We start from the raw sequence: 26356 nt of genomic DNA, 5'->3' as shown, positions 1-26356 counted from the left end.
GATGCGCGACGCCGTCATCGTGCAAGCCGTGCGCACCCCGATCGGCCGGGGCAAGCCCGGCGGCGCCCTGGCCGGGACCCACCCGGTCGACCTGCTCGCCCACGCCCTGCGCGCGCTGATCGAGCGCAGCGGCGTGGACCCGTCCCTGGTGGACGACGTCATCGGCGGATGCGTGGACCAGGTGGGCGAGCAGGCCATGAACATCACCCGCCACGCCTGGCTCGCCGCCGGGTTCCCCGACTCCGTGCCCGCGGTCACCGTGGACCGGCAGTGCGGCTCGTCCCAGCAGGCCGTCCACTTCGCCGCGCAGGGCGTCGTCTCCGGCGCGTACGACCTGGTGGTGGCCTGCGGCGTGGAGTCGATGAGCCGGGTGCCCATGTGGTCGAACGTGCCCGCGGGCGCCGACCCCTTCGGCCCCGCCCTGGCCGCTCGCTACCCGGAGGGCCTGGTGCCGCAGGGCATCAGCGCCGAGCTGATCGCCGCCAAGTGGTCGCTCGGCCGCGAGCAGCTCGACGCGTTCTCGGCGGGCTCGCACGCGAAGGCCGCCGCCGCCTCCTTCGGCGACGAGCTCGCGCCGATCGCGGGCCTCGACCGGGACGAGTCGGTACGCCCGGCCACCACGCCGGAGATCCTCGCCGGGCTCAAGCCCGCCTTCGCCGACCCCGGCTACGCCGAGCGCTTCCCGCAGATCTCCTGGTCGATCACCGCGGGCAGCTCCAGCCCGGTCAACGACGGCGCGGCGGCCGTGCTGATCACCACGTCGGAGACGGCGGCCCGGCTGGGCCTGCGCCCGCTGGCCAGGCTGCGCGAGTTCGCCGTCACGGGCTCCGACCCCCTTCTCATGCTGACCGGCGTGATCCCGGCCACGGAGAAGGTGCTTCGCCGCGCCGGGCTCAGCCTGGCCGACATCGACCTGTTCGAGGTGAACGAGGCGTTCGCGAGCGTCGTACTCGCCTGGCAGCAGGAGACGGGAGCCGATCCCGCCAAGGTCAACGTCAAGGGCGGCGCGATCGCCCTCGGCCATCCACTGGGCGCCAGCGGCGCCCGCATCACCACCACCCTGGTCCACGCCATGCGCGAGCGTGGCGCCCGCTACGCCCTGCAGACCATGTGCGAGGCGGGCGGACTGGCCAACGCCCTCATTCTGGAGCGAGCATGAAGATTTCCGGCAGCACCGTCCTCGTCACCGGCGCGAACCGCGGCCTCGGCGCCGCCTTCACCCGGGCCCTGCTCGACCGCGGCGCGCGTACCGTCTACGCGGGCGCGCGCGATCCCGCCTCCGCCTCCGTCACCGCCACCGGCACCGGCACCGGCACCGGGCAGGACCTGATCCCGGTCGCGCTCGACATCACCGACCCCGGCTCCGTCGCCGCCGCGGCCGCCCGCTGCGCCGACGTGGACCTGCTCATCAACAACGCGGGCATCTCCCTGTCGCGCTCCCCAGGCCCGGACCGGGCTCGCGCCGAGATGGAGACCAACTACTTCGGCACGCTGTCCATGAGCCGCGCCTTCGCCCCGGTCCTGGCGGGCAACGGCGGCGGCGCGCTGGTGAACGTGCTGTCGGTGCTGTCGTTCGTGACGTTCCCGCCCGTGAGCACGTACGCGGCGAGCAAGGCGGCGGCCTGGTCCCTGACGAACGCGCTGCGCGTGGAGCTGGCCGAGCAGGGCACGCAGGTGGTCGGCGTGCACGCCGGCTACATCGACACCGACATGGCCGCCGGCGTCGAGGGGCCCAAGATCAGCCCGGCGGAGGTCGCCGGCCTGACGCTCGACGGGCTGGAGGCCGGGGCGTACGAGGTCCTCGCCGACGGCATCAGCCGGGAGACCAAGGCCGCCCTCTCAGGCGACCTCGAGCTCCTCTACCCCGCGCTCGCCACTCGCCGGTAGCGCGGCTCAGTCGCCCACGTCCCAGACGGCCTCGAAGGACGCCTGGGTGATCTCCGTCAGCTCCCAGATCTCCAGCGGCTGGTCGGTGAGGAAGCCCCGCTCGTCCTGCAGGTGCCGCCACCAGTAGCGCCGGGCGGCGCGGTCGGTGCCGACCTCGACCTGCCGGGTCGCCCAGTGCTCGGCGTTGTCGCCCTCGACGCTCTCGAACAGCCACGCCCGCCCGTCCTCGTCGGCCATGTGCCAGTAGTGGCGCGGGGCGTCGGACTCGGCGAGCTGCCGCACCAGCGGCTGGCGAAGATCTGGGACCACGTCCATCACTCTAGAGGTCCGCTCACTGCTGGTACGCCCCCGCGTCCGGCTTGCTCGTCAGCGGCTTGCCGTTGACGTCCTTGCCGAAGGCCCTGCCGCCGTACCAGGCGGGGGTGAGGGCCAGGCCGCGGCCGAGCGCCGGCGAGCCGGGACGCAGCCGCAGGTCCGTGCGGGAGACGAACTTCGGGTCGGCCAGCACGGACTTCGGCCCGAGCTTGAACTTGGCCGTGCGGCCCTTGTAGACGCTGCCGCCCTCGTCGGCGCCCCTGCCGTCCTCCCAGCCGGCTTCGCCGCCGACCACGATGACGTTGTTGCGCAGCTTCAGTATCGACGGCGCGCAGCCGTCGTGGCAGGACCAGCCGATGGTGTCCTTGGCCGGCAGGTAGACCGAGTTGTGCACGGCCACGGTGCCCTTGACCGGGCCGACGATGTGGCGGGGGCCGCGGGTGATGAGGAAGGAGCCGCGGGCGCGGGAGGAGGTCACGACGTTGAAGGCGAAGACGTTGCCAGCGGCGGTCTTGCCCTTCTGGGCGCCGAGCTCGGTGAAGGTCTCGTTGTTCCTGGAGATGTTGTGGGTGACGCGGTTGCGGTCGCCGTTGAAGATCTCGACGGCGGCCCCGTCGGTGCCGTAGTCGTCGCTCTTGGCGTAGCTGCCGGTGATGGTGTTGCCGGTCACCACGTTGTCGTCGCCGTTGAGCAGCACGCCGAAGGCGCCGGAGTCGTTGTCGCCGCCGGAGTCGTTGACGCTCATCCGGTTGTTGCCGGTCAGGACGCTGTCGCGGATGGTGTTGCGCGAGCCGGACGGCGTGACGAAGACGCCGGCGATGTTGCGGTCGGCCTGCACGCCCGACAGCTCGTTGGAGTCGCCGCCGACCTCGAACCCGGACCAGCGGCAGCCGGAGGCGCGCAGGCCGCTGATGCGCCAGTGGCTGCCCTTGACCACCACGCAGTCGGCGTCGGTGCCGCTGATCCTGGGCCGGGCGCCGCCACCGTACGCGTTGACCACGATGGGCTTGGCCGCGGTGCCGCTGGCGGTGAGGGTGAGGCTGCCGGTGAAGGCGCTGCCGCGCTTGAAGCTGACGCTGTCGCCGGGCTTGAGCTCCGCGGCGTTGACCTTGTCGAGCGACTTCCACGCCGTGGCGGCGGTGGTGCCCGCCGACGCGTCGTTACCCGCTCTGGAGTCCACGTAGTAAGTGGTGCCCGCCTGGGCGTAGGCCGCGGCAGGCGCGGCAGGCAGGAGCGCGGACAGGACGGCTACGGAGAGCAACCTCATGTGAGCACACCACTATCTAGTTGAGAGCGGAGGAACGGCAGAGGCAACGGTAGCGTGCTCAGCGTGTGAGGCGCCAGACACGGAGCGAAGGTCCGTCGCCTGGCAGGACGTCTCCGTCCGCGGCGCCGTACACGCCGGTGGCGCGGGCGCCGAGGGCCAGCGGCTCGCCCGGCGCGCGGCGCACGCACACGAGGAGTGACTCCTCGTACGTCTCGCGCGCGAAGACCAGGCAGTCGGCGTCGGCGTGCAGCCAGCGCAGGCCGCCGTGGCGCAGCGCGGGCTCGCTCCTGCGCAGCCCGAGCAGCGCGCGGTAGCCGTCCAGCGTCTCCGCGTCCTGGTCGGCCGGCCGGTCCCACGGCATCGGGGTCCGCGAGTGCTCGCCGTTCACGCCGGTCAGCCCGAACTCGCTGCCGGCGAACACCATCGGCGTGCCGGGCAGCGTGGCCTGCAGGCCGAGGGCGAGCAGGTGACGCTCGCGCGAGCCGGTGACGGTGCGGATGCGCGGCGAGTCGTGCGAGTCGAGCAGCTGCCAGGAGTGCACGAGCGAGCGCCACGACATGGCCGCGGCGAACGTCCGCAGCGTGGCGAGCGTGGCGTGCCCGTCGCGCGCGGGCACGCCGCCCGGGACGCCGAGGAAGTGCTCCAGGTCCAGCTCGGGCCCGCGCAGCCAGGCCCACACGGGACGGGTGAAGCCGCCGTAGTTCATGGTGCCGTGCCAGCCGTCGCGGTCGAGGTCGTGCGAGGCGTCGTGGTTGTGCTCGGCGATGAAGGCGGCCTCGGGGCCGAGCCCGGCCCGCAGCAGGGCGGCGACCTCGTGGTTGCGGTCGTCGGCGGCCCGCCTGGCGGTCATGTTCGCCACGTCCACGCGCCAGCCGTCGAGCGGCCCCAGCCACTTCTTCAGCACGCTCTTCATGCCCGACCGCACGAGGTCGCTGCCCCAGTTGAGCTTGGGGAGCGTCTTGACGCCCCACCAGGACTCGTAGTCGCCGGTGACGGGGTCGAAGTAGAACATCTCCCGCTCCGGCGCGTTCACGTCGGACACGGCGGCGGTGAACCATTCGTGGGTGTCGCCGCAGTGGTTGGTGGTGATGTCGCCGAGCAGCCGCATGCCGCGGGCGTGCAGCGCGCCGGACAGGCGGTGCAGGGCCTCGTCGCCGCCGAGCAGCGGGTCGATCCGGTCGAAGGTGGAGGCGTTGTAGCGGTGGTTGGAGCGGGCCGGGAAGATCGGCGTCAGGTAGACGGTGTCGGCACCGAGGCTCTGGATGTGGTCGAGCCGCCGCACGATGCCGTCGAGGTCGCCGCCGTAGAACTGCTGGGAGGTGCCGGGGCCGCTGGGGATGACCGGGTCCTGGTCCCAGTCGCGGGGCAGCGCCCAGTCGGGCAGCTCGCGCATGGGCCTGGAGCGGTCGAAGCGGTCGGGGAAGATCTGGTAGACGATCGCGTCCGACATCCAGGCGGGCGGCGGCCGGTGGCACACGAGGCGGAAGTCGCTCGCGTCGGTCACGTCGTGCGTGACCAGCCCGCCCGCGGTCAGCCAGGCCTGGCCGCGATCGGTGCGCAGCAGGAAGCGGTAGGGGGTGACCGGGTTGACGGCGGTGATCTCGGCGCGCCACCAGACGTCGGTGGCGCCGTACCCGCCCGCCCGGCTCCTGGTGGCGTCCGCGGACGCCTCGGCGTAGCGCGGCTCGCCGTCGTGCACGGTACGCACGTGCACGGCGGCGACCCCGGCGGCCAGCGGCGCCCGCAGCCAGAGCGTCACCCGCGAGCCGAGGGCGGGCGCCTGGTCGGAGACGTAGAGAGCTGAGCCGTCGTGATGCGGCTCCCCGGCGAACAGCAACGGACCTATCCCTTCACAGCCCCGGCGGTGAGCCCGGAGACGATGTACTTCTGCAACCAGAGGAACACACCCACCGTGGGGATGGCGGTGAGCAGCGTGGCCGCGGCGAACATGCCGAAGTTCGCGTTGCGGTGGTCGCCGGCGATCATGCCGTACATGCCGACGGCCAGGGTCTTGCTGCCGGGGTCGCGCAGGAACACGTTGGCCATGAGGAACTCGCTCATGGTGCCGATGAACGCCAGCAGCGCGGTGACCGCGAGGATCGGCGTGACCAGCGGCATGATGACCCGCCAGAAGATCTGCGCGTGCGTGGCCCCGTCCACGGTGGCGGCCTCGTCCAGCTCCTTCGGCACGGTGTCGAGGAAGCCCTTCATCAGCCAGGTGTTCACGCCGAGCGCGCCGCCGAGGTAGAGCAGCATGAGGCCCCACACGGTGTTGAAGCCGAAGGCGGGGTACAGCTCGGTCACCCTGGTGAAGATCATGAAGATCGTCACGATGGCCAGGAACTGCGGGAACATCTGGATGAGCAGCAGCGCCAGCAGCCCGACGCGGCGGCCCGCGAAGCGCATGCGGCTGAAGGCGTACGCGGCGAACATCGACAGCAGCAGGCTCGCGAACGAGGCCGTCAGCGCGATGAACACCGAGTTGAGGAACCAGCGCGCGAACGGATAGGTGTCGGAGGTGAGCAGGTTCGCGAAGTTGGTCAGGCTCGCGCCGGAGGGCAGCAGGTCGGTGGAGGCCAGCGTGCCCATGGGGTTGATCGCGGCGGAGACCACGAACAGGATCGGGAACAGCGCGAACGCGCACATGACCAGTACGAACGCGTGCCTCAGCGCGATCTTCAGCATCACGCGTAGACCTCCTCCTGCTTACGGGTGCGCCGGAACGCCACGGCCGAGATGAGCGCCACGATCGCGAAGATGAACACCGAGATCGCCGCCGCGAAACCGAACTGGGCGCCGCCCGCCCCGAAGGCCAGCCGGAACGTGTACGTGATGAGCAGGTCGGTGGCCCCCACCTGCGGGCTCTCCGCCGGGAACGGCCCGCCCTCGCTGGTGAGCGCGATCGCGTTGAAGTTGTTGAAGTTGAACGCGAACGACGAGATCAGCAGCGGCGTGAGCGCGACCAGCAGCAGCGGCAGCGTCACCCGCCTGAACGCCTTCCACGGCGTGGCGCCGTCGATCGAGGCGGCCTCGGTCAGCTCGCGCGGGATCGCCTGCAGCGCGCCCGTGGTGACCAGGAACATGTAGGGGAACCCGAGCCAGAGGTTGACCAGGATCACGCCGAGCCGGGCGGTCGCCGGCTCGCCCAGCCAGTCGATGTTGGCCCCGAGCAGCTGGTTGATCAGGCCGAAGTCGCGGTTGAACATGTCACGCCACACCATCAGCATGGCGAAGGCGGGCATCGCGTACGGCAGGATCAGCGCGATCCGGTAGGCCCGCGTGCCGCGCATCCGCGGATGGTGCAGCGCCAGCGCGACGCCCATCCCGAGCGCGAAGGTGCCGAGCACGGAGGCCAGCGCGAAGACCAGGTTCCAGCCCAGCACGCCGGCGAAGTAGCCGGAGATGGTGGGGTTGGTGAGCACCCGGGCGAAGTTGCCGAACCCGACGCCGGCCTGCCAGCCCTGCGCCAGGTGCTCGCCCTTGGCGTTGACGAAGTAGCCCTGGCCCTCGTCGGCCGTCCAGGTGTCGCCGTCGCCCTTGACGCAGTCGCAGGCGGCGTCGTAGACCAGCGCCGCCTTGCCCTGCACGGCTCTGCTGAGCCCGTTGGCCTTGATCACGCCGTCGCCGGCCGGGACGGCCAGCGCGGAGATCTCCTGCCCGCGGGCGGCGGCCTCGGGGGCCTTGAGCACGGTCAGGCCGGGCGCCTGGAGCACCTTGCCGGTGACGCCGACCTGGGCGCCCTCCAGCGGGGACAGCCCTTCGGCGGTGCCCAGGCTCACCTTCTTGGTCACGGGGTCGACCAGCAGGAACACCAGCTCGTCCGCGCGCAGCGCCGTGGTGAGGGCGTACTCGGGCGAGCCGGGGGCCTGGCGGACCGAGCCGGTCTCGATGGCCGTGACGGCGGCCGCCTTGTCGCCGCGGTGCCCGTCGCCGAAGTTCGTGAACGCGGTGGTGACCGTGTAGGCGACGGGGAAGACCTGGAAGGCGATGAGGAAGACGGTGCCGGGCACCAGATACTTGGCCGGGATGAAGCGGCGTGTCAGGTAGAGCCCGGCGACGGCCGCGCTGGCCAGGCCGAGCAGCGCGAGCGAGACCCACGACCCGGTGGCGGCCAGCGGCGGCACGGCGTAGAGCAGGATCGCGGCGGCCACGGCGAGCACCGCGATCCTGCTCACCACGAAGGCCGTGGTGATCTCCCGGCGGGGCCGCGGCCGGCTCGTGGCCGCCGCGGCCTTCTCTCGGACGTCGAGAACCATGTCGTCAGTTCTTGAGCGAGCCGTCGATGGCCTTCTGCGCCGCCGCGGCGGCCTTGGCCGCGTCGCCGCCCTTGACCACGGCCGTCTCCGCGATGCCGAACGGCTCCCAGATCGCCGCCATCTCGGGGATGGCCGGCATCGGCAGGCCGTCCTTGCCCGCGTCCATGAACTTGGCCGCGTCGGGGTCGCTCGTCTGGACCTCCTGCAGCGCGGCGGTCAGCGCCGGGGGCCGCGGGTCGGCCTCGTACAGGGCCTTGGCGACGTCCTTGTTGGTCACGTAGTTGGCCACGAACTCCTGGGCCAGGGCCTTGTTCTTGCCCTTGGACGCGACGAAGAACGACTGGACGCCGACGAACGGGGTGGCGGGCTTGCCGCCCTCGAACGACGGGACGGCGGTGATGTCGTAGGAGATGCCGCCCTTCTTGACCTCGCTCATCGCCCATGGGCCCGAGACGAGGTAGGCGCACTTCCCGCCGGCGAAGTTGACGATGTAGTTCTCGTTGGTGAGCGAGGTGCGCAGGCCGCCGTCGCCCTTCTCGCCGAGCGCCTTCAGCTTCTCGAACGCCTTGACCGAGTCGGGCGAGCCGAGCAGCACCTGCTTGGGGTCGGGGTCGCCGCTGCCGGTGACGCCGAACAGGGCGCCGCCGCCGGAGGCGAAGATCGGGTAGACGTGGAAGGCGTCGCCCTTCTGGCCGACGGGCAGGCAGAGCACCTCCTTGACCTTGCCGGCCGCCTTGAGCTTCTTGCCCTGCGCGATCAGGTCCTCGATCGTGGCGGGCGCGTCGGGCGCGAGCTTGGTGTTGCGGATCAGCGCGATGTTCTCCACCGCGTACGGGGCCCCGTAGATCTGGCCGTTGAACGTCACCGCCTGGATCGCCTTGTCGGAGAAGGCCGCCTTCTGCTCGCCGGTCAGCGTGACCGGGTCGATGGCGCCGTTCTGCACGAGGTTGCCGATCCAGTCGTGCGCGCCGATCATGACGTCGGGGCCGCTGCCCTGCTGGGAGGCGGTCAGGAAGGTCTGCTGGTTGTCCTTGCTGATCTCCTTCACCTCGACGGTCACGCCGTTCTCCGTGCCGAACTGGTCGGCGAAGGGCTTGAGCGGCTTGACGCGGCTGGGGTCGGCCCAGATCACGAGCGTGCCGCCGGCCCCGGAGGTGGCGGGCGCGGCGGCGCTCGCCGATCCGCCGGGCGCCGCCGGAGTGGCCGACGGGGACTCGCCACAGGCCGTGGCGGCGAACGCGAGGGCCGCGAGAGCGGCCACACCCAGAGCCCGCATGCGCATGGGACCTCCAGAGGTCATGGAGGAGCGGCGGCGCCCGCGAGCACCGCCGCCCAAGGATCATTTGTCCGCTTCCGCGGCGTATGTTTCCGGGACGTTAGCGGCTCTTTGCAAGAATTGGAAGAACTTGCGAAAGAGCGTTATCCGATCCACATCCCCCTGCACCCCGCTGACCTCGCAAGGACCACCCGCCAGGGCCCGGAGGTGAAATTTGCAACTTTCCGCAACTTGCGCTTGACCACGTGCGCGAGATCGCGACATCCTGCACCAGAACATCACCCGACATCTCGGGGCATCCGGGGGAAGGACAACCATGCTCGGCAACGACGACTGGTGGCGCGACGCCGTCGTGTACCAGGTGTACCCCCGAAGCTTCGCCGACGCCAACGGCGACGGCATGGGAGACCTCGAAGGGGTGCGCCGCCGGCTGGACTATCTCGCCGGCCTGGGCGTGGACGCCATCTGGCTGAGCCCGTTCTACACCTCCCCCATGGCCGACGGCGGCTACGACGTGGCCGACTACCGGGACGTGGACCCCATGTTCGGCGCGCTCGGCGACTTCGACGCGCTCGTCCGCGACGCGCACGGGCTGGGCATCCGGGTGATCGTGGACCTGGTGCCGAACCACTCCTCCGACCGGCATCCCTGGTTCCAGGCCGGGCTGCGCGACCGTTACATCTTCAGGGACCGGCCGAACGACTGGGAGTCGATCTTCGGCGGGCCCGCCTGGACGCAGACCGCGGACGGGCAGTGGTACCTGCATCTGTTCGCGCCCGAGCAGCCGGACCTCAACTGGGACAACCCGGAGGTGCGCGCCGAGTTCCGCGACATCCTGCGCTTCTGGCTGGACCGGGGCGTGGACGGCTTCCGGGTCGACGTGGCGCACGGCATGATCAAGGCCGACGGGCTGCCGGACGTGGGCCCGAAGGACGGCCGCCAGGCCGAGATGCTGGGCGACGAGCAGGTGCCCTACTTCGACCAGGACGGCGTGCACGACATCTACCGCGAGTGGCGGCCGATCCTCGACTCCTACCCCGGCGGCCGGATGGCGGTGGCCGAGGCGTGGGTGGCCTCGCCCGAGCGGCTGGCCCGCTACGTCGGGCCCGACGAGCTGCACCAGGCGTTCAACTTCGAGTTCATGATGGCGGACTTCCACGCCAAGTCGTTCCGTACGGTGATCGAGAAGTCGCTGAAGGAGGCGGAGCTGGTCGGCGCGCCCACCACCTGGGTGCTGTCCAACCACGACAAGCCCCGCCACGTCACCCGGCACGGCGGCCTGGCCCGCGCCAGGGCGGCCACGCTGCTCATGCTGGCGCTGCCCGGCTCGGCCTACCTCTACAACGGCGAGGAGCTGGGCCTGCCCGAGGTGCTCGACCTGCCGGACGAGCTGCGCCAGGACCCGGCGTTCCGGCGCCGCGGCGAGAGCCGCGACGGCTGCCGGGTGCCGATCCCCTGGACCGCCTCCGAGGGCTTCGGCTGGCGGGACCCGTGGCTGCCGATCCCCGCGTCCTGGGGAGCGTTGTCGGCCGAGGCCCAGGAGGGCGACCCCGGCTCCACCCTGAACCTGTACCGGGCCGCTCTCCGGATCCGCAAGGAGCACCCCGCGCTCGGCGGAGGCACCCTCACCTGGCTGGACTCCCCCAAGGACGTGCTGGCCATCGAGCGCGACCCCGGGCTGGTCGTGGTGCTCAACACGGGCGAGGCGCCGGTCCGCCTCGACCTGGGCGGCGAGGTCCTGCTGTCCAGCGGCCCGCTCGGCGCCGACGGGACGATCCCGCCGGACACCGCGGTGTGGCTCCAGCGCTGACGATTGGCGGAATCTTTCCCTTAACGCGGCATTTGGCGGCAATCACGCTCGGTAACCTCAGGGGGTGGGCGCCCGGTGGACCAGGTCCCTTCGGGGACGCGTCACTTTGATCGCGACGGCCGTAGCCGCCCTCGTGCTGATCCCCGTGGGCATCGCCGGGGTGACGGCGTCGAAGACGCTGGTCGCGGCCAGCGTCTTCAGGGACACCCGGGACACCGCCGAGCGGATCGCGTACGAGATGCGCGGCGGCGCCCTGCCCATGGGCGCCGCCATCCCCGTGCCCATCCCCTCGGTGGACCTGATCCAGGTCGTCGGCGCCAACGGGCGCATCCTGGCCACCAGTGACGCCGCCAGGAACCTGCCGCAGCTCAGCGACGTGCGCCCGACGCCCGAGAACCGGGTCATCAGCACCACGAGCTGCCTGCCGACCGAGTGCCTGCACCTGTCGGCGGTCCGGGTCACCATGTTCAACGACTCGCCCGTCGTCTACGCGGGCCGCAGCACGCCCGAGGTGCTCGCCTCGCACGTTCTGGACGTGGTCGTGTTCGGGCAGGTGGCCGTGCTGATCGCGCTGGCGTCGTGGGCGACGTGGCTGGTCACCGGGCGGGCGCTGCGTCCGGTGGGGACCTTGCGGGCCGAGCTCGACGCCGTGCACGCGGGCGACCTGAGCCGGCGCGTCACGCAGCCGCCGGGCGACGACGAGGTGGCGCAGCTCGCCAGGTCCGTCAACGGCACGCTGGCCCGGCTGGAACGTTCCTCGCTGCAGCAGCGCCAGTTCGCCTCCGACGCCTCGCACGAGCTGCGCACGCCGATCGCCGGGCTGCGCGCCCAGCTCGAAAGCGCCCAGCTCTATCCGGACGACACCGACATCGAGTCGCTGGTGGACTGCGCGCTGCGCGACACCGACCGCCTGGAGGCCATCATCACCGACCTGCTCCTGCTGGCCAGGATCGGCTCCCGGGTGGACGTGGCCAAGGAGCGGGTGGACCTGGCCGAGCTGGTACGCCAGGAGCTGGCCGTACGCAGCGACAAGCTCCCCGTGCGGGTGGACCTGGCCGACGGGGTGACGGTCGAGGGCGTCCGGCTCCAGCTCTCCAGGCTGCTGGGGAACCTGCTGGACAACGCGCAGCGGCACGCCGAGCACGGGGTCCAGGTGACGGTCTCGCGGGAGGAGACCCCTCAGGGCGGCGTGGCGGTGCTGGCGGTCGAGAACGACGGCGCGGAGATCCCGCCGGAGGACCGCGAGCGCATCTTCGAGCGGTTCACCCGCCTGGACGCCGCCCGCAGCCGCGACGCGGGCGGCACCGGCCTGGGCCTGGCGATCGCCAGGGACGTGGCGATGGCGCACCGCGGCACGATCTGCGTGGAGGACTACCGGCGCGGCGCCAGATTCGTCCTGCGCCTTCCGGTCGTTTGACCCCCGATTCCGTAGATTTCCGGCACCCCGGTCGTGGATCATGGATTCATGACGGAACAAGCGCCGCAGGGCGTAGATCCCCACATTCCGAACGCGGCGCGCATGTACGACTTCTTCCTCGGCGGCAAGGACAATTTCCAGGCCGACCGTGAGCTCGCCGAGATGGTGCTGAGTGTGATGCCGGAGGTCCGCGACGGGACCAGGGAGAACCGGGCGTTGATCGGCCGCGTGGTGAAATACCTGTGCGACCAGGGCATCACGCAGTTCCTGGACCTCGGCTCCGGCCTGCCCGCGCAGGAGAACGTGCACGAGGTGGCCCACCGGCACGCGCCCGAGGCCCGCGTGGTCTACGTGGACAACGACCCGGTGGTGGCCACGCACGGCCGGGCCTTGCTGGCCGACCCCAACCGGGTGGCCATGGTGCTCGGCGACGCGCGCCGGCCGGAGGAGATCCTGGCCGCCCCGGAGGTGCGCGGGCTGCTGGACTTCGACCGGCCGGTGGCCGTGCTGATGATGTTCATCCTGCACTTCGTCCCCGACGAGGACGACCCGCACGGCTTCCTGGCGACCTACCGCGACGCGCTGGCGCCGGGCAGCTATCTGGCGATCTCGCACGTGGGCAACGACGTCGCCACCGAGCGCGCGTCCACGATCAGCGACTTCTACCGCAAGGCGAACATGCCGTTCACGCCGCGGCCTGGCAAGGAGATCGCCACCTTCTTCGGCGACTTCGAGCTCATCCCGCCGGGCCTGGCCACAGGTCTGGGGACGGAGGTGACCTGGCCGTTCCGCGACCCCGGCAACCCGGTCTTCGTGGACGAGGAGATGGCTCGCATGGGCTACGCGGGCATCGGCAGGAAGCCCTAGACCTGCGACATCTCCCTGTCGCCTGAGTCCGTCCCCGGCTGCTCGTCCTCGTCCTCGTCCAGCAGCGTGGCCTCGTCGAACGGGGCCTGCCCGGCCAGCACCCGGCCGGCGCGTTCCCTGTCGAACTCGCCCGTCCAGGTGCCGACGAGGACGGTGGCCACGGCGTTGCCGGCGAAGTTCGTCAGCGCCCGCGCCTCGGACATGAACCGGTCGATGCCCACGATGAGCCCGACGCCGTCCACCAGCTCGGGCCTGTGCGCCTGCAGGCCGCCCGCCAGGGTGGCCAGGCCGGCGCCGGTCACGCCCGCCGCGCCCTTGGACGCGATCATCATGAACAGCAGCAGCGCCACCTGCTCGCCGAGCTCCAGCGGCGATCCGGTGGCCGAGGCGATGAACAGCGTGGCCATCGTGAGGTAGATGGCGGTGCCGTCGAGGTTGAAGGAGTAGCCGGTCGGCACCGTGATGCCGGCCACGGTCTTGCTGACCCCCAGGTGCTCCATCTTGGCGATGAGCCTGGGCAGGGCCGTCTCCGAGGACGAGGTGGACAGGATCAGCAGGAACTCCCTGCCGAGGTAGCGCAGCAGCGACCAGAGGTTGATCCTGGCGACCAGCCACAGGACCGAGCCGAGCACCACGCCGACGAACAGCACGCAGGTCACGTAGAAGGCGATCATGATGATCGCCAGGCTCTTGAGCGCCTCGATGCCGGTGGCGCCGACGACGGCCGCGATCGCGCCGAACGCGCCGACGGGAGCGGCCCACATGATCATGGCGAGGATCCGGAACACCAGCCGCTGCAGGTGCTCCACGCCCCGCAGGATCGGCTTGCCCTTGGCGCCCATGGCCTGGATCGCGAACCCGGCCAGCAGCGCCACCAGCAGCGCCTGCAGCACCGAGCCGCTCGTGAGCGCCGACAGGACCGTGTCAGGGATGATGCCGAGCAGGAAGGCGACCATGTCGCCCTCGGAGCCCTTGGCCGCCTCGGCCACCGCGGCCTGCCTGGCGGTGTCGGTGAGCTGGAGCCCCGCGCCCGGGTCGATGACGTTGCCGACCAGCAGCCCGATGAGCAGGGCCACCGTGGACATGGCGATAAAATAACCGAGCGCCAGGCCGCCGACCTTGCCGACCTGGGCGGCCTGCCGGACCGAGCCGACGCCGAGCACGATCGTGCAGAAGATGATCGGGCCGATCACCATCTGGATCAGCGCGACGAAGCCGGTGCCGAGGGGTTTGAGCTCCTTGCCGACCTCCGGCCAGACGAATCCGACCAGGATCCCGAGCAGGACCGCCGCGATGACGGCCAGATACAGGTAACGAGTGCGATCACGCATAGGGGGGTCTCCATGGGGAGGGGAACGTCTGGTTGTGCGACTATGCGCTGCGCAGTGACGCAGGTCACTATTGCGTAAGTTTCGTTCACGGAGAGGCGGCGGAATGCATCGCTGGAGCCTGGCGGGCCAGATGCTGGTCCTGCAGCTGCTCGTGGTCGCCGTCACGGTGGCGGGCGGCGCGGCGCTCGCGCTGGTGCAGGCGCGCGAGCTGCTCACCGACGAGGCGGCGAGCACGGCCAGGGCCGTCGCGGTCAGCGTGGCCGCCTCACCCGACGTGCTGGCCGCCCTGGACGACGCCGAGCCCTCCTTGCGGCTCCAGCCGTACGCCGAACGGGTGCGCGCGGCGACGGGCGTCAACTTCATCACGATCATGAAGCCGGACGGCACCCGCTACACCCACCCGAACCCGGCCGAGATCGGCCGCCCCTTCCTCGGGCACACCGGGCAGGCGCTGGCGGGCGAGACGTTCACCGAGACCTACACCGGCACGCTCGGCGCGTCCAAGCGGGCGGTCACCCCCGTCATGTCCGGCGGCCGGGTGCGGGCGCTGGTCAGCGCGGGCATCACGATCGACAGGATCAGCGCCAGGCTGCGCGGCCGGCTCGCCTGGGGCGGGCTCATCGTGGCCCTCGCGCTGTGCCTGGGCGCGGCGGGGACGTGGCTGGTCACCAAACGGCTGCGCCGCCAGACGCACGGGCTCGGCCCCGTCGAGCTCGGCCGCATCCACGACCACCACGACGCCGTCCTGCACGCCGTCAGGGAGGGCCTGCTCCTGGTGGGCACGGACGGCACGCTGACGTTGTGCAACGACGCCGCCAGGCACCTGCTCGGCCTGCCCGCCGACGCCGAGGGGCGGCATGTGGGCGAGCTGGGCCTGGCCCCGCTGGAGGACGGGATGCTGGCCGGCGACGAGGAGCGCGTCCACCTGGTCGGCGACCGGGTCCTGGCCGTCAACAGCGCGGCCAGCAGGCTCGGCACCGTCGTGACCGTGCGCGACCACACCGAGCTGCAGTCGCTGACCGGCCAGCTCGACGCCGAGCGCGGCTTCGCCGACTCGCTGCGCTCGGCCGCGCACGAGGCCGCCAACCGGCTGCACACGGTCATCACGCTGGTGGAGCTGGGCCGTACCGAGCAGGCGGTGGCGCTGGGCACGGCGGAGCTGCGGGCCGCGCAGGAGCTGACCGACCGGGTGGTCGGCGCGGTGCGCGAGCCGGTGCTGGCGGCGCTGCTGCTGGGCAAGAGCGCGGAGGCGGCCGAGCGCGGCGGCGAGCTGGTGATCAGCCAGGACAGCGAGCTGGACGATCAGGGCCTCGACCCGCGCGAGCTGGTCACGATCGTGGGCAACCTGATCGACAACGCCATCGACGCGGCCGGCCGGGTCGAGGTGCACCTGAGCGCCGGCGCGGCCGGGATCGTGATCAGGGTGGCCGACGACGGGCCAGGGCTGACCGGCCCGGCGGCGTTCACGAAGGGCTGGACCACCAAGGGCGACGGGCACGGGCTCGGGCTGGCGCTGGTCGGGCAGGCGGTGCGGCGGCTCGGCGGCACCATCGAGGTGGCCGGTTCCGTGTTCACCGTACGGCTGCCCGCCCCGGAGCCCGTCCAGAAGTCCGTGCGGGAGCGGGCGTGATGACGGCGGGCGGCGCGATCTCGGTGCTGGTCGTGGAGGACGAGGAGATCACCGCCGAGGCCAACCGCATCTACGTGGAGCGGGTGCCGGGCTTCGCGGTGGCCGGGGTGGTCAGGTCGGGCGTGGAGGCGCTGCGCTTCCTCGGCCGGACGCCCGTCGACCTCATCCTGCTCGACCTGTACCTGCCGGACATGCACGGGCTGGAGGTGTGCAGGGCCGTGCGGGCGAGCGGGCTGATGTGCGACGTGATCGCCGTCACCTCCGCCCGCGACCTGGCCATGGTGCGTTCGGCGGTGTCGCTGGGCGTCTCGCAGTACCTTCTCAAGCCGTTCACCTACGCGACACTCGCCGAGAAGCTGACGCGATATGCCCGGTTCAAGGAGGAGGCGGGGATGGCCGTCGGGCAGGGCGACGTGGACCGGGTCCTGGGGACCCTCAGAGGCACTTCTGAGCTGCCCAAGGGGATGGCGAGGGACACGCTCGCCACGGTGGCCGCCCAGCTGCGGGGGCACCCTCAGGGGCTGGCCGCGCAGGCCGTGGCGGATGCGATCGGAGTGTCCAGAGTGACGGCGCGCCGCTACCTGGAATACCTGGTGGAGCTGGGGGTCGCGGGCCGCGTCCCGCGCTACGGCCAGGTGGGCCGGCCAGAGTTGCTCTACCGGATCCCCATGGAAAGTTAATGGTGGTGATGCTGGCCGTTCAATCCAGCCCTCTAGCTTCTGGGTGCAATCCGATGCACTGAGGAGACACACCTTGCGAGTCCTGGCCGTAGTTCCCGCCCGCGGAGGTTCGGCGGGCGTTCCCCTGAAGAACCTCGCCCCGGTCGGCGGCGTCCCGCTGGTCACCCGCGCGGTGCGGTCCGCTCTCCGGGCCGAGCTCGTGGACCAGGTCGTGGTCAGCACCGACCACGACGGCATCGCCGAGACCGCCAGGCAGGCCGGCGCACTCGTCGTGGACCGCCCGGAGGACCTGAGCGGCGCGACCGCCTCCAGCGAGTCGGCGGTGCTGCACGCGCTGGACGCGCTCGGCGCGGACCCCGAGGTCGTCGTGCTCGTGCAGTGCACGAGCGCGTTCATCGACCCGGAGGACCTGTCCGCGGCCGTGCGCAAGGTGCTCGACGGCGAGGCCGACTCGGTCGTGTCGGGGCTGCCGACGCACGAGTTCCTCTGGACCGCCGCCGGCGCGGGGATCAACCACGACCCGGCCGTCCGGCCGCGCAGGCAGGACCGGGAGGCCCAGTTCCGCGAGAACGGCGCCTTCTACGTCATGCGCGCGTCCGGCCTGCGCGAGCACGGGCACCGCTTCTTCGGCACCACCGCCGTGCAGCCGGTGCCGGCGCAGCACGCGATCGAGGTCGACAACCCCGAGGACCTGGAGATCGTACGCGCGCTCGCCCCGTTCCTCGACCGGCCGGAGCCGATCGACGTGGACGCGGTCATCACCGACTTCGACGGCGTCCACACCGACGACCGCGCCTACGTCGACTCCGACGGCCGCGAGATGGTGCTGGTCAGCCGCTCCGACGGGATGGGCGTGTCGCTGCTGCGGCGCTCCGGCGTGAAGGTGCTCGTGATGTCCACCGAGCACAACCCGGTCGTGGCCGCCCGCGCCCGCAAGCTCGGCGTGCCGGTGCTGCAGGGCCTGGCCGACAAGCGGACCGTGCTGCGCGACTGGCTGAGCATCGAGGGCCTCGACCCGGCCCGCGTGGCCTACGTCGGCAACGACGTCAACGACCTGGGGCCGATGTCCGAGGTGGGCTGGCCCATCGCCACGCCCGACGCCCACCCGCGCGTGCGCGCGGTCGCCCGCGTGGTGCTGACCAGGCCCGGCGGGTCCGGCGCCGTGCGCGAGCTGTGTGACCGCGTCGTGGCCGCCCGCCCCGAGCCGTCCACCGCCGAGGTGCGGGAGCGGCCCGCGCTCGGCCCCGTGGCGATCGGCGACGTGCTGGTCGGCGACGGCGAGCCCGTCTACGTGATCGGCGAGATCGGCATCAACCACAACGGTGACCTGGACCTGGCCAGGCGGCTCATCGACGTGGCGGCCGACGCCGGGTGCCAGGCGGTCAAGTTCCAGAAGCGCACCCCCGCGATCTGCGTGCCCGAGGAGCAGAAGGGCCAGATCAGGCAGACGCCGTGGGGTGAGATGACGTACCTGGAGTACAAGGAGCGGACCGAGTTCGGCTACGACGAATACCGGCAGATCGCGAAATATTGCGATGAGCGCGGGCTGCACTGGTTCGCCTCGCCGTGGGACGTGCCCTCCGTGGAGTTCCTGGAGAAGATGGACGTCCCGGTGCACAAGGTGGCCTCGGCCAGTGTCGCCGACCACGAGCTGCTGCGCGTCCTGGCCGCGACCGGCAAGCCGCTCATCCTGTCGACCGGCATGTCCACGTTGTCCGAGATCGACCGGGCCGTCGAGATCCTCGGCACCGGCAAGCTGATCATGATGCACGCGACCTCGACGTACCCCCTGCCTCCCGAGGAGGCGAACCTGCGCACGATCACCACGCTCAAGGAGCGCTACGGCGTGCCGGTCGGCTACTCGGGGCACGAGCGCGGCCTGCAGATCTCGCTGGCCGCGGTCACGCTCGGCGCGGTCTGCGTGGAGCGGCACATCACGCTCGACCGGACCATGTGGGGCTCCGACCACGCCGCCTCGCTCGAACCGTCAGGCCTGGAGCACCTCGTCCGCGACATCCGCATCATCGAGCAGGCCATGGGCGACGGCGTCAAGCGCGTCTTCCCCGGCGAGGAGGCCCCGAAGGCCCGCCTCCGCCGGGTGACCGTCTGACCGCTCGTACCAGGAGAAACTCACATTGATCACGCTCTCGGTCGTCGTACCGGTGCGGGACGGCGAGCGTTTCATCGCCGACGCGCTCGCCTCGCTCTGCCACAACGCGCGGCGCGACTTCGAGTTCATCGTCGTGGACGACGGGTCCGTGGACGCCACCGGGGAGATCATCGGCGACTTCGCCGGTGATCTTCCGGGGCTGACCGTGCTGCGCAACCCCGCGCCCGTGGGGCTGGCGGACGCGCGTAACACGGGCCTGTCGGCCGCGACCGGCCGCTACGTCACGTTCATGGACGGCGACGACTGGCTCGCCCCCGGCTACCTGACCCGGCTCGTCGAGGCCATCGACGGGCTCGGCTGCGACTTCGTCCGCGTGGACCACGTCCAGGTCGAGGGCCGCAAACGGGTCGTGCACCGTGCCCCGCTGGCGCGGCGTGGCACGGTGCTCGACCCGCGCGACGCGATCCTGCCCGCGGGCGTGCGGACCATGGTGGACTACCCGTACGCCTGGGCCGGGATCTACCGCCGGTCCCTGCGCGACCTGCTGCAGTTCCCCGGTTCGCTGCACACGGCGGAGGACCGGCCGTGGATCTGGCGGCTGCACCGGGAGGCCGCCACGTTCGCGGTGGTGTCCATGGCCGGGCTCTTCTACCGGCGCCTGGTGTCCGGCTCGCTGACGCAGGTGGGCGACGAGCGCCAGCTCCACTTCTTCGACGCGTTCGACCTGGTGTTCAAGGATCTGGAGGCCGAGTTCCTGCCCAAGGCGGTGCGCAACTTCTGCGCGCTGCTCGGCCACCACCTGGAGATCGCCGGCCGGTTCACGCCCGCGCTGCGGGCCCGCTTCGAGGAACGCGGCGCGCAGATGGTGCGCGCGCTGCCCGCGGAGCTGGTGACCGACTCGGTGGCGCGGATGTCCGCCGAACGCGAGACGACGCTGCGGGCCCTGGTGCCCGACCTGCCCCCCAGCCCGCACGTCCGGGTCCGCCGGGACCGGGAGGAGACATAGGTGAAGGTCTTCTACGCCTCGACGCTGTTCGGGGCGATGTCACTGGCCGCCGCCATCGACGACGGCCGGTTCGGTGACGGCCGCCGCGTCCTCATCGTGTCGAACAACGCGGCCATCCCCGAGGTCTCGGCGCCGCTCGACAAGACGCCCGGCTTCGCCGTGCTGCGTTCGCGCTTCGACGAGGTGCACTCGTGGAACGAGCTCATCGCCCCCCTGCACCCGTCCGACTGGCGGGCGCGGGTGATCGAGGTGCCGATGTTCGAGCGGCTCATCCGCTCCCGCTTCGCGCTCGACGGGGTCGAGGAGCTGGTGCTGGAGTCGATCGCGGTGCCGCCCGCGCGGACGATCGCGGGGCTCGTGCGCGACTGCCCGATCACGGTCTACTCCGACGGCCTGATGAGCTACGGGCCGACCCGCGACCCGCTGCCCGCCGAGATCTTCCGCCGCATCGGGCGGCTGCTGCACCTGGACCTGGTGCCGGGCCTGACGCCGCTGCTGCTCAGCGAGTACGGCGTCGCCCCCGCCATCCTGCCCGAGGAACGCTTCCTGTCGATCGTGCACGAGGTGACCGTCACCGCGCCCGACATGATGCCCGGCCGGGCCGTCATCCTCGGCCAGTACCTGTCGGCGCTGGAGATCGTCACGCCCGAGGAGGAGGCGGCGCTGCACGAGACGATGCTCAAGGCGCTGGCCGCCCGCGGCTACCCGGAGGTCGTCTTCAAGCCGCATCCGGCCGCCGGGCGCCGGCACGCCCAGCTGCTGCGGGCCGCGGCCGAGCGGCTCGGCGTGCGGCTGTCGGTGGCCGGGGAGAGCGTGCCGGCCGAGGTGTGCTTCGCGGCGCTGCGGCCCGAGCTGGTCGTGGGCTGCTTCTCCACCGGGCTGGTGACCGCGCGGCGCTACTTCGGGCTGGAGGTGGCCTCGTACGGGGCCGATCTGGTGCTCGACCGGCTCGCCCCGTACGAGAACAGCAACCGCGTGCCGGCCACGATCGTGGACGCGCTGCTGCCCCGGCTGTCGGCGGAGGGCGAGATCACCACGCCCCCCGCCGTGGACCTGCCCGCGCTCGTGCGGGCGGTCGGCTACTGCATGCAGGCCGACACCTATCCGGAGCTGCGGCCGGAGAGCATCGAGTTCGATCCGCGCTACTTCAAGCGCAAGCGGCTGGAGACGCTGGGGTTCGTGGCCAAACCCGGCGCTTTGACCAGGCTCCGCAAGAAGATCAGGTCCGCCATCTGAGCCGCGTGTGTCGCGGGCCCTTCCCCGTCGGGAAGGGCCCTTTTCAGGACAGCGCTTTGAGATAGCGGCGCATCCGCCGCTTGGCCCGGTAGCCCGCCCGCAGCATGGTGGGCGGCACCTCCACCCGCAGCCTGGCCCGGCGCCGGGCGGCGGCGTGCTCGGGGCCGTCGAGCAGCGACCTGGCCGGCATCCGCGGCCGGGAGATCAGCAGCCCGGTCAGCAGCCCCGTCCAGTCGCCGCGCTCCGCGGGATGGAAGTAGTTGGCCGCGCACCACTCCGCCGCGGCCGTGCGGAAGTCACCCTCGGCCAGCTCCCCGAGCGTGCCCAGCAGGCCGCTGCCCTCGAACACCAGATTGATCATCTCGGCGTTCACGCCGAAGTCGCTCAGCACCAGGGACGGCACGCCCAGCGCGATCGCCTCCAGCGCCGCCGTCGAGCTCACCGTGACGAACCCGGCCGCCTGGCCGAGCTGCTCGTGCATCGATCCCGCGGCGAAGGCGAGCCGGCCCGGCTCCCCCATCTCGCGCCACAGCCGCTGGTAGTGGTGGCGCTCGTTGTGCGTCTGCCGCTCGCCCTCCAGCGCCCGCAGCTTGACCACCACGTCCAGGTCGGGACGCGCCCCGGCCAGCTCGGCCAGCGCCAGCAGGATCCGCTCCCGCTGCTCCCGTTCGCGCGGCACCTTGGCCTGGGTCGCGAACACCACCCGGTTCCCGCCCGCGGCGACGGCCTCGGGGCGCAGGAACGGCAGCCTGGCCAGGCCCACCGCCCCGCCCCCGCCGAGCCGACCGGCGATCTCGGAGAACTCGGCCGCCTCCCGCTCGCTGTGCACCACGAACAGGTCGCAGCCGCTGCGGAACAGCCACGCCTTCTCCGTCGCGGGCACCGAGATGCCCGGCAGCCCGCTCACGAACACCGGCCGCGGCCGCAGATCCGCCAGCACCTCCGCCACCAGCACGTCCACCACGGGGCCCGTGCAGGCCACGAGGATCACGTCGGGCCGCGTACGCTCCGCCAGCCGCCGCACGGACCGCGCCGACAGCACCGGTGGGGTCGTCTCCTGCCCGGTACCGGCCGCGCTGCCGTTCACCGCGCTGCCGTTCACCGCGCTGCCCTTCACCGCGCTGCCCTTCACCGCGCTGCCCTTCACCGCGCTGCCCTTCACCGCGCTGCCCTTCACCGCGCTGCCCTTCACCGCGCTGCCCTTCACCGCGCTGCCCTTCACCGCGGCGATGATCTGCTCAGGCGAGGGCGCGATCGGCGTGCGCACCACCACCAGCTCCGTCACCCAGCCCGCGGGCAGATCGCCGAGCAGACAGGCCGCCCATTTCAGATACGAATCGGAGTCGGCGACCGCCAGCACTCTCACCCAGACACTCCAGTCAAATGTGATCGCAGGGCGGGGGCCGCCCTGCTGGTCCACCAGTCATCGGGAACGTCCACGGGCTCGACGGCGACACCGCGCGGGCTGAGCAGCACCCGCAGCGAGGTGATCGCGGTCGAAGGGAGGCTGAGCACCCGCTGGCCGGGATCCAGGCCGCGCAGCGTCAGCTCGGCGGGCACGCCCGCGTCGTGGACGGTGATGCCGGGGCGTTCCCGGATCAGCGCCACGTCGACGGGGTCCTCGCGGCGGTGCGGGTAGTAGGCCAGCGGCTCCCGCGAGGCCAGCTCGGTCAGCCAGCGCAGGTAGTGCTCGCGGTGCACGAGGCCGTTGCGGACGAGCGAGGTGCCGAGGACGACCGTGCGCTCCGCGGGTCCCTCCGCGTTCGGCGGCTGGGCCCGCAGCCAGGCGAAGTCATGGCGTACGAGATCGACGCCCGCCGCGCGGACCGCCTCGGCCAGCTTGTCGCCGACGGGCAGCGCGGTGAAGACCGACACCTTGCTCAGGCGCAGCCGCAGCGCGGCGGCCAGGCCCAGCGCGGAGCGCAGCCTGCCCGGCTTGGCGCGGGCCCGCAGCAGCGGCCGGTACGGCCCCGCGGCCAGCAGTTCGAGCAGCCGGATGGTGGCCAGCCCGTCGTCGACGATCACGACGCGGCCCGGGACGGACAGCAGCCAGCGCACCTGGACCCGGCCGGAGAAGGCGTCGCCGACGGCCTGCACGCGCCGGGGCATGCGCTCACGCGGCTCCGCCAGCTCCAGACCGGCGGGCAGCACGAAAGAGCCCAGCTCCCGCCGCGTGGCCGCCAAGGGCCGTAGTCCCGCACGGGGCACGACGGCGGTCGCGGGTCCGAGGAGCCCGGCATGGTGGGCCTCGATGGCGCACAGCATCTGGAGCGGGGACTCCACCCAGGCCGACGCCTGTTCGACCACTCGTTGTCCTCCCAGCCGGGTGATGGCCCGTTCACGACCGCTTCAAGCTAGCCCGGCCGCCTTAAGCCGCCAGAAACGCTGCGTGAACAATGGAGGGTATGAACTCGCTCATGCTCAACACCGACGGCGTGCAGATCCCGCAACTGGGGTTCGGCGTCTGGCAGATTCCCGCGGACGAGGCCGAGCAGTCCGTCACGGCCGCTCTTGAGGCCGGCTACCGGCATATCGACACCGCCGCCGCCTACGGCAACGAAGAGGGCGTGGGCCGCGCCGTGCGCGCCAGCGGGCTACCGCGCGAGAAGGTGTTCGTCACCACCAAGCTCTGGAACGGCGACCACGGCCGGGCCGCCGAGGCCTTCGACGAGAGCCTGTCCAGGCTGGGCCTGGACTACATCGACCTGTTCCTCATCCATTGGCCCGTGCCGCAGCAGGACAAGTACGTGCAGGCGTGGAAGGCGATGGAAAAGATCTACCGTGACGGGCGGGTGAAGGCCATCGGCACGTCGAACTTCACCGTTCAGGCCCTCACGAGGCTGATGGAGGAGGGGGAGATCCAGCCGTCCATCAACCAGATCGAGCTGCACCCGTACCTGCAGCAGCGGGAGATGCGCGCCTTCCACGAGGCCAACGGCATCCTCACCGAGGCGTGGAGCCCGCTCGGCCAGGGCAAGGGGCTGCTCGCCGACCCGGCGCTGGCGGTGCTGTCGGACAAGTACGGCAAGACGCCCGCGCAGATCGTGCTGCGCTGGCACCTGCAGCTCGGCAACGTCGTCATCCCCAAGTCCGCGACCCCGTCGCGCATCGCCGAGAACATCGACGTGTTCGGCTTCATCCTCGACGCCGAGGACATGGCCGCCATCGGCGCCCTGAACAGGGGGCTGCGCATCGGGCCCGACCCCGACACGTTCAACATGACGTGATGGGTCTACGCTCTCCGGCGTGCGGGATTTCGGCTGGGGAATAGCGGCTACGGGCACCATCGCCCGTAAGGTGGGCGCGGCCATCGCGGCGGAGCCCGGCATGCGGGTGGCCGCCGTCGGCTCCAGGAACCTGGGCAGGGCCCAGGCGCTGGCCGGCACGCTGGGCGCGGATTCGGCGTACGACTCCTACGAGCGTCTGTGCGCCGATCCTGCCGTGGACGCCGTCTACGTGGCCACGCCGCACACCCAGCACCTCCAGGTGGCCGAGGCCGCCATCGCCGCGGGTAAAGCCGTGCTCTGCGAGAAGCCGCTGGCCGCGATCGTGGACGACGCCGAGAAGATGGTGCGCCTGGCACGGGAGGCAGGCGTGTTCCTGATGGAAGCCATGTGGATGCGGTTCAATCCGCTCATCCGGCTCATCGCGGCCGACCCGCGCTTCGGCGACCTCCGCTCCGTGCAGGCCTCCTTCGGCTTCGCCGCCCCCTACGACCCCGCGCACCGCCTGTGGGCGCCAGAGCTGGGCGGCGGGGCTCTGCTCGACCTGGGGATCTACCCGTTCGGCCTGGCGCAGCTCCTGCTGGGGATGCCCTCGGGGCTGCGTGTCACCGGCGCTCTGGCGCCCAACGGCGTGGACGCGGAGGCGGGCGGCGTCCTGCTCTACCCCGGTGGCGTAAAGGCCCTGGTGGAGGTCTCATTGCTCGGGAATTACCCGAACGATGCCCGTGTTGTGGGTACGCAGATGCGGGCGGACATCCAGGCGCCGTTCTGGGCGCCGCAGCGGATCCTCCTCACCGGGCCCTCCATGGAGCCGGAAGAGCATGTGCTCGATCCGGCCGACAACGGATACGCCGGCGAGATCCGCGAAGTCCGTGCCGCGACGGCCGAAGGCAGGACCGAATCCTCGATCATGCCACTTGACGAATCCCTTGCCATGATGGGGCTTCTGGCCGACGCTCGCAGGCAACTCGCCTAGCTGGGCTTTTATGGATTTGTAATCCTCTTGCCTCATGTATTACCTTATGGGGCATCTCGTGGCATACGTCCGGTTTGTCCGGCGATGTCCAACCATCGCACGACACATCACAGGATCGTCCTGTGACCGCTGAATTCGCCTTCGGGCGGAACCGGGGACCCAGTCCTTTGGGGTGAATCGGCACTTCGGTGCCGTAGGGCAGCTTCCACGCCCGAACCCGTCAGCTAACCCGGTAAGCGGCATGGAAGCAAGGAGTAACCCCCTCGATGGCGAAGCACCGTTTCACTGCTGCCCCGAAGATCCAGATCGCCCGCGCCCTCCTCGGCGCCACCATCGCCGCGTCGGCTCTCGGCGCCCACACCATGACGGCCAGCGCCGACACCGCGACCGGCGTCGCCGCGGCCACCGCCGCGCGCCACCCGGACTCCGCCATCGCCGCCCACGAGGCCGGCGCCAAGGGCGGCAATGCCGCGGAGACCAAGGTCAACGTCACCGCCGACCAGGTCCTGGCCTTCGCCAAGGCTCAGGTCGGCACCTCCGAGAACGCCGCCGGCGGCGGCACCAAGTTCCAGCAGTGGTACGCCGGTTCGCAGCGTGCCGCCGAGACCGTCGCCCGTGACGGCGGAAGCAGGACCGCGTACCTGAACGCCGCCTGGTGCTCGATGTTCGTCTCCTGGGTCGGTGAGCAGACCGGCGCCCGCCCGCAGGTCGGCTGGGACGCCTACACCGTCGCCCACGCCAAGTGGTTCAAGGCCAACCACCGCTTCGGCGCCCTGGCCAAGCCCGGCGCCGTGGTCTTCTTCTCCTGGAGCGGCGGCAAGGACCTCAGCGACATCCAGCACGTCGGGTTCGTCGTGAAGGACAACCAGGACGGCACCATCTCGACGGTCGAGGGCAACACCGGCAACGGCAAGGTCGAAGAGCGCGTCCGTCCGAAGTCCCAGGTCGTGGGCTACGGCTACCCGCAGTACGCCTGATCGGCCACCGGCAGGCTCCTTGCCTTCCATGACAGCGAGCGCGCGCCCCGCCCCGGGGCGCGCGCTCGCTGCGTTTTCTGGAAAGCCTCGC

General features: G+C 71.4%; 22 protein-coding genes and 1 riboswitch. Of the genes, 13 read left to right on the top strand and 9 right to left on the bottom strand.

All coding sequences use genetic code 11. From position 1 onward, the window contains the following. Position 1: 1 nt before the first annotated feature. Complete coding sequence (locus ABEA43_RS14980) at positions 2-1159, top strand: thiolase family protein (protein WP_345562146.1); 1158 nt, start codon at positions 2-4, stop codon at positions 1157-1159. Next, on the top strand, positions 1156-1887 hold the full coding sequence (locus tag ABEA43_RS14975; protein WP_345562144.1) for an SDR family oxidoreductase: 732 nt from the start codon (positions 1156-1158) through the stop codon (positions 1885-1887). Before ABEA43_RS14980 ends, ABEA43_RS14975 begins: the two co-directional genes overlap by 4 nt. A 6-nt stretch (positions 1888-1893) precedes the next feature. On the opposite strand, the gene ABEA43_RS14970 is transcribed toward ABEA43_RS14975, so the two are convergent. From ABEA43_RS14970 to ABEA43_RS14945, 6 genes are read right to left on the bottom strand one after another with little or no spacing between them, the layout of a single operon-like run. Beyond that, positions 1894-2196, bottom strand: coding sequence for a hypothetical protein (locus ABEA43_RS14970; RefSeq protein ID WP_345562142.1), 303 nt, complete (start codon positions 2194-2196; stop codon positions 1894-1896). A 22-nt stretch (positions 2197-2218) separates the two neighbouring features. After that, positions 2219-3469 (bottom strand): NosD domain-containing protein, encoded by a 1251-nt coding sequence (locus ABEA43_RS14965; RefSeq protein WP_345562140.1) that lies wholly within the window; start codon positions 3467-3469, stop codon positions 2219-2221. 58 nt (positions 3470-3527) lie between these two features. Further along, positions 3528-5306 carry a glycoside hydrolase family 13 protein gene (locus tag ABEA43_RS14960; RefSeq protein ID WP_345562138.1) on the bottom strand — a complete coding sequence of 593 codons (1779 nt, stop codon included), beginning with the start codon at positions 5304-5306 and terminating at the stop codon, positions 3528-3530. A 5-nt stretch (positions 5307-5311) separates the two neighbouring features. After that, the gene (locus ABEA43_RS14955) at positions 5312-6154 is read right to left on the bottom strand and encodes a sugar ABC transporter permease (protein WP_345562593.1); all 843 of its coding nucleotides are present in this window, start codon (positions 6152-6154) and stop codon (positions 5312-5314) included. After that, positions 6154-7725 carry an ABC transporter permease subunit gene (locus ABEA43_RS14950; protein WP_345562136.1) on the bottom strand — a complete coding sequence of 524 codons (1572 nt, stop codon included), beginning with the start codon at positions 7723-7725 and terminating at the stop codon, positions 6154-6156. Before ABEA43_RS14950 ends, ABEA43_RS14955 begins: the two co-directional genes overlap by 1 nt. 4 nt (positions 7726-7729) lie before the next feature. Continuing rightward, positions 7730-9007: a sugar ABC transporter substrate-binding protein gene (locus tag ABEA43_RS14945; RefSeq protein WP_345562134.1), complete on the bottom strand. Its 1278-nt coding sequence runs from the start codon at positions 9005-9007 to the stop codon at positions 7730-7732. 310 nt (positions 9008-9317) lie between these two features. On the opposite strand from ABEA43_RS14945, the gene ABEA43_RS14940 reads away from it, so the two are divergent. The 3 genes from ABEA43_RS14940 (at position 9318) to ABEA43_RS14930 (ending at position 13095) form a co-directional block, all read left to right on the top strand. Next, positions 9318-10811, top strand: a complete 1494-nt coding sequence (locus tag ABEA43_RS14940; RefSeq protein WP_345562132.1) for a glycoside hydrolase family 13 protein — start codon at positions 9318-9320, stop codon at positions 10809-10811. Between the two features lie 106 nt (positions 10812-10917). Beyond that, positions 10918-12228, top strand: coding sequence for a sensor histidine kinase (locus ABEA43_RS14935; protein WP_345562130.1), 1311 nt, complete (start codon positions 10918-10920; stop codon positions 12226-12228). A gap of 48 nt (positions 12229-12276) precedes the next feature. Beyond that, positions 12277-13095, top strand: coding sequence for an SAM-dependent methyltransferase (locus ABEA43_RS14930; RefSeq protein WP_345562128.1), 819 nt, complete (start codon positions 12277-12279; stop codon positions 13093-13095). On the opposite strand, the gene ABEA43_RS14925 is transcribed toward ABEA43_RS14930, so the two are convergent. After that, a complete protein-coding gene (locus ABEA43_RS14925) occupies positions 13092-14426 on the bottom strand; it encodes a cation:dicarboxylate symporter family transporter (protein ID WP_345562126.1) in 1335 nt (444 codons plus the stop codon). The genes ABEA43_RS14930 and ABEA43_RS14925 overlap by 4 nt on opposite strands. Before the next feature lie 103 nt (positions 14427-14529). On the opposite strand from ABEA43_RS14925, the gene ABEA43_RS14920 reads away from it, so the two are divergent. The 5 genes from ABEA43_RS14920 to ABEA43_RS14900 all read left to right on the top strand — a co-directional run bounded on the left by ABEA43_RS14920 (position 14530) and on the right by ABEA43_RS14900 (position 21088). After that, positions 14530-16056, top strand: coding sequence for a sensor histidine kinase (locus ABEA43_RS14920; RefSeq protein ID WP_345562124.1), 1527 nt, complete (start codon positions 14530-14532; stop codon positions 16054-16056). Next, entirely contained in the window at positions 16056-16736 is a 681-nt protein-coding gene (locus ABEA43_RS14915) for a response regulator (protein ID WP_345562591.1), read from the top strand. Before ABEA43_RS14920 ends, ABEA43_RS14915 begins: the two co-directional genes overlap by 1 nt. Before the next feature lie 73 nt (positions 16737-16809). After that, entirely contained in the window at positions 16810-18846 is a 2037-nt protein-coding gene (locus tag ABEA43_RS14910) for an N-acetylneuraminate synthase family protein (protein WP_345562123.1), read from the top strand. A gap of 25 nt (positions 18847-18871) precedes the next feature. Continuing rightward, entirely contained in the window at positions 18872-19852 is a 981-nt protein-coding gene (locus tag ABEA43_RS14905; RefSeq protein WP_345562122.1) for a glycosyltransferase family 2 protein, read from the top strand. Continuing rightward, positions 19853-21088 (top strand): polysialyltransferase family glycosyltransferase, encoded by a 1236-nt coding sequence (locus tag ABEA43_RS14900; protein ID WP_345562121.1) that lies wholly within the window; start codon positions 19853-19855, stop codon positions 21086-21088. It begins immediately after the preceding gene. 43 nt (positions 21089-21131) lie between these two features. Here the strand turns inward: ABEA43_RS14900 and ABEA43_RS14895 are convergent, their stop codons facing one another. Together ABEA43_RS14895 and ABEA43_RS14890 are read right to left on the bottom strand one after the other, a co-directional pair. Then, positions 21132-22454 carry a DUF6716 putative glycosyltransferase gene (locus tag ABEA43_RS14895; protein WP_345562120.1) on the bottom strand — a complete coding sequence of 441 codons (1323 nt, stop codon included), beginning with the start codon at positions 22452-22454 and terminating at the stop codon, positions 21132-21134. Beyond that, positions 22451-23395 (bottom strand): hypothetical protein, encoded by a 945-nt coding sequence (locus tag ABEA43_RS14890; RefSeq protein ID WP_345562119.1) that lies wholly within the window; start codon positions 23393-23395, stop codon positions 22451-22453. The genes ABEA43_RS14895 and ABEA43_RS14890 overlap by 4 nt, the downstream gene beginning before the upstream one ends. A 98-nt stretch (positions 23396-23493) precedes the next feature. On the opposite strand from ABEA43_RS14890, the gene ABEA43_RS14885 reads away from it, so the two are divergent. From ABEA43_RS14885 to ABEA43_RS14875, 3 genes are all read left to right on the top strand, one after another. Further along, positions 23494-24315, top strand: a complete 822-nt coding sequence (locus ABEA43_RS14885) for an aldo/keto reductase (protein ID WP_345562118.1) — start codon at positions 23494-23496, stop codon at positions 24313-24315. A gap of 19 nt (positions 24316-24334) precedes the next feature. Continuing rightward, positions 24335-25288, top strand: a complete 954-nt coding sequence (locus ABEA43_RS14880; protein WP_345562116.1) for a Gfo/Idh/MocA family protein — start codon at positions 24335-24337, stop codon at positions 25286-25288. A 117-nt stretch (positions 25289-25405) separates the two neighbouring features. Then, positions 25406-25542, top strand: a riboswitch (cyclic di-AMP (ydaO/yuaA leader). Between the two features lie 12 nt (positions 25543-25554). Further along, the gene (locus ABEA43_RS14875; RefSeq protein ID WP_345562114.1) at positions 25555-26265 is read left to right on the top strand and encodes a CHAP domain-containing protein; all 711 of its coding nucleotides are present in this window, start codon (positions 25555-25557) and stop codon (positions 26263-26265) included. Positions 26266-26356 lie beyond the last annotated feature (91 nt).

It is taken from the genome of Nonomuraea rosea (assembly GCF_039539705.1).
Lineage (GTDB): Bacteria > Actinomycetota > Actinomycetes > Streptosporangiales > Streptosporangiaceae > Nonomuraea > Nonomuraea rosea.
The sequence above is the reverse complement of the archived record's forward strand: the minus strand, read 5'-3'. Positions and strand labels throughout refer to the sequence as shown.